At 70.3% G+C, this 2,754-nt stretch carries 3 protein-coding genes; 2 read left to right on the top strand and 1 reads right to left on the bottom strand.

Going from position 1 to position 2,754, the window contains the following annotated elements:
- Positions 1-24: 24 nt before the first annotated feature.
- Complete coding sequence (locus ABZV34_RS38320) at positions 25-444, bottom strand: ester cyclase (RefSeq protein ID WP_168525295.1); 420 nt, start codon at positions 442-444, stop codon at positions 25-27.
- Between the two features lie 191 nt (positions 445-635).
- Between ABZV34_RS38320 and ABZV34_RS38315 the strand changes: the two genes are divergently transcribed.
- Both ABZV34_RS38315 and rfbB read left to right on the top strand, forming a co-directional pair.
- Entirely contained in the window at positions 636-1,703 is a 1,068-nt protein-coding gene (locus ABZV34_RS38315; protein WP_356287570.1) for a glucose-1-phosphate thymidylyltransferase, read from the top strand.
- Positions 1,700-2,692: a dTDP-glucose 4,6-dehydratase gene (gene rfbB / locus ABZV34_RS38310; protein WP_356287567.1), complete on the top strand. Its 993-nt coding sequence runs from the start codon at positions 1,700-1,702 to the stop codon at positions 2,690-2,692. The genes ABZV34_RS38315 and rfbB overlap by 4 nt, the downstream gene beginning before the upstream one ends.
- Positions 2,693-2,754 lie beyond the last annotated feature (62 nt).

Genomic DNA, 2,754 nt, shown 5'->3' with positions numbered 1-2,754 from the left:
CCGCTCCCGCCCGCCGGGGTGCGGTTACGCGTCCTGGCCGGCGTGGATGTCGACGCCGAGCTGACGGAAGAGCCCGGCCATGTCCAGCTGGTCCCAGTGCTCGGCCAGCAGCCCGTCCTCGACCCGCCAGAAGTCGATCGACTGGAAGCTGAGCGGACGCCCGGTCGCCTCGACGCCGAAGAAGGTGCCCTGGTGGGTGCCGGAGTACTCGAAGCGGCCGGCGATCCGGTCGCCCTCCACGACCAGGTCGTGGGTGACGACCTTCACGTCGGGGAACGCGGCGAAGATCTGCTCCCAGAACGCCGTGTTGGCCTCGATGCCGTCCTCGACGACCGGGTTGTGGTCGATGTGCCCGGGCGCGGTGTGCGCGCTCATGGTGCTCACGTCATGACTGTTGATCATGTCGACGAAGCGCTGGACGAGTTCACGGTGGTTGTCTGCCATGCCTGTGTGCCTCTCTGGGCTCGCGTCACTGGACGGCCGGGCGAAGAGGCCCCGCGGGTCACGCCGCGAAACGCGCCGCCGGCCGCTGCCCACCGAGGATCCCCACCGTCTCTGGAGCCGCCCTGGAGGGCGCCTGTGGGCGCGGCCCATCCCCGATCCCGGCTCAAGTGCCCGCTCCTAGCGTCGAAGCCATGAAGGCTCTCGTACTCTCCGGCGGGGCCGGAACCCGCCTGCGCCCCCTCACCCACACATCCGCCAAGCAGCTGGTGCCCGTGGCCAACAAGCCGGTTCTCTTCTACGGCCTGGAAGCGATCGCGGACGCGGGCATCACCGAGGTCGGGATCATCGTCGGGGACACCGCCGACGAGATCATGCAAGCCGTCGGCGACGGCTCCAAGTTCGGGCTCGCCGTCACCTACATCCCCCAGTCCGCACCCCTGGGACTGGCCCACGCCGTCCTCATCGCCCGCGAGTTCCTCGCCGACGACGACTTCGTCATGTACCTCGGCGACAACTTCATCGTGGGCGGCATCTCCGGCCTGGTCGACGCCTTCCGCGCGCAGCGGCCCGCCGCCCAGATCCTGCTCACCCAGGTCTCCGACCCGCAGCAGTTCGGGGTCGCCGAATTCGGCCCCGACGGACGGATCGTGGGCCTGGAGGAGAAACCGGAGCACCCCAAGAGCGACCTCGCGCTGGTCGGCGTCTACCTGTTCACCGACGCCGTGCACGAGGCCGTCCGCGCCATCAAGCCGTCCTGGCGCGGCGAACTGGAGATCACCCACGCCCTGCAGTGGCTGATCGACCAGGACCGCGACGTCCGCTCCACGACGATCTCCGGGTACTGGAAGGACACCGGCAACGTCGGCGACATGCTGGAGGTCAACCGGTCCGTCCTGGAGCACGCCGAGCCCCGTATCGAGGGCGACGTCGACGACACCAGCGAGATCATCGGCCGGGTACGGATCGACGAGGGCGCCCGCGTCACCGGCTCACGCATCGTGGGCCCCGCCGTCATCGGCGCCGGCAGCGTGATCACCGGCTCCTACGTCGGCCCGTTCACCTCCATCGCCCCCGACTGCCGCATCACCGACAGCGAGATCGAGTTCTCCATCGTCCTGGACGGCTCCTCGGTGCGCGGCGCGCGGCGCGTGGAGGCCTCCATCATCGGACGCAACGTGGAGGTGACCCCCGCCCCGCGGATCCCCGCCGCCCACCGGCTCATCCTCGGCGACCACAGCAAGGTGCAGATATCGTCATGACCACCACACGCATTCTCGTCACCGGCGGCGCGGGGTTCATCGGCTCGCACTACGTGCGCACCCTGCTCGGGCCGGCCGGCCCCGGCGACGTCCGCGTCACCGTCCTCGACAAGCTCACCTACGCGGGCAACCCCGCCAACCTCGACCCGGTCCGCCACCACCCCGGCTTCCGCTTCGTGCACGGCGACATCCGCGACACCCGCCTGGTGGCCGAACTCGTCGCCGGACACGAGCAGATCGTGCACTTCGCCGCCGAGTCCCACGTCGACCGCTCCATCCTCGGCGCCGCCGAGTTCATCACCACCAACGTGCTGGGCACCCAGACCCTGCTGGACGCGGCGCTGCGCCGGCCCGGCGGCCGGGCCCGCTTCCTGCACGTGTCCACCGACGAGGTCTACGGTTCCCTGGCCGAGGGATCCTGGCCGGAGAGCGACCCGCTGCGGCCCAACTCCCCCTACGCCGCCTCCAAGGCCTCCTCCGACCTGGTGGCCCTGTCCTACCACCGCACCCACGGCCTGGACGTACGGGTGACACGCTGCTCCAACAACTACGGCCACCACCACTTCCCCGAGAAGGTCATCCCGCTGTTCGTCACCAACCTCCTCGACGGACACCGCGTCCCGCTGTACGGGGTGGGGCTGAACGTACGGGACTGGCTGCACATCGACGACCACGTGCGGGGCCTGGAACTGGTGCGCACCGGCGGCCGGCCGGGCGAGGTGTACAACATCGGCGGCGGCACCGAACTGAGCAACAAGGAACTGACCACGCTGCTGCTGGACCTGGCCGGGGCGGGCTGGGACAGCGTCGAGCACGTGCCCGACCGGCTCGGCCACGACCTGCGCTACTCGGTCGACTGCGGCAAGATCTCCCGCGAGCTGGGCTACCGGCCCCGCAAGGACTTCACCCAGGGCCTGGCGGAGACCTTCGCCTGGTACCGCGACCACCGCTCCTGGTGGGAACCGCTCAAGCACAGGGCCGCCCTGTGAACGGGTGAGCCCCCGGCGGCCCGCGCGGCCGCACACCGGTGCCCCGAAGACCTGTACGGGTC

Source organism: Streptomyces sp. NPDC005195 (assembly GCF_040608315.1).
Lineage (GTDB): Bacteria > Actinomycetota > Actinomycetes > Streptomycetales > Streptomycetaceae > Streptomyces > Streptomyces kaempferi.
This window is presented reverse-complemented; position numbering and strand designations above follow the sequence as displayed.

Bases quoted from the DNA above. Each gene is read 5' to 3' on its own strand.
- ABZV34_RS38320 (WP_168525295.1), bottom strand. From the start codon at position 444: ATGGCAGACAACCACCGTGAACTCGTCCAGCGCTTCGTCGACATGATC.
- ABZV34_RS38315 (WP_356287570.1), top strand. From the start codon at position 636: ATGAAGGCTCTCGTACTCTCCGGCGGGGCCGGAACCCGCCTGCGCCCC.
- rfbB (WP_356287567.1), top strand. From the start codon at position 1,700: ATGACCACCACACGCATTCTCGTCACCGGCGGCGCGGGGTTCATCGGC.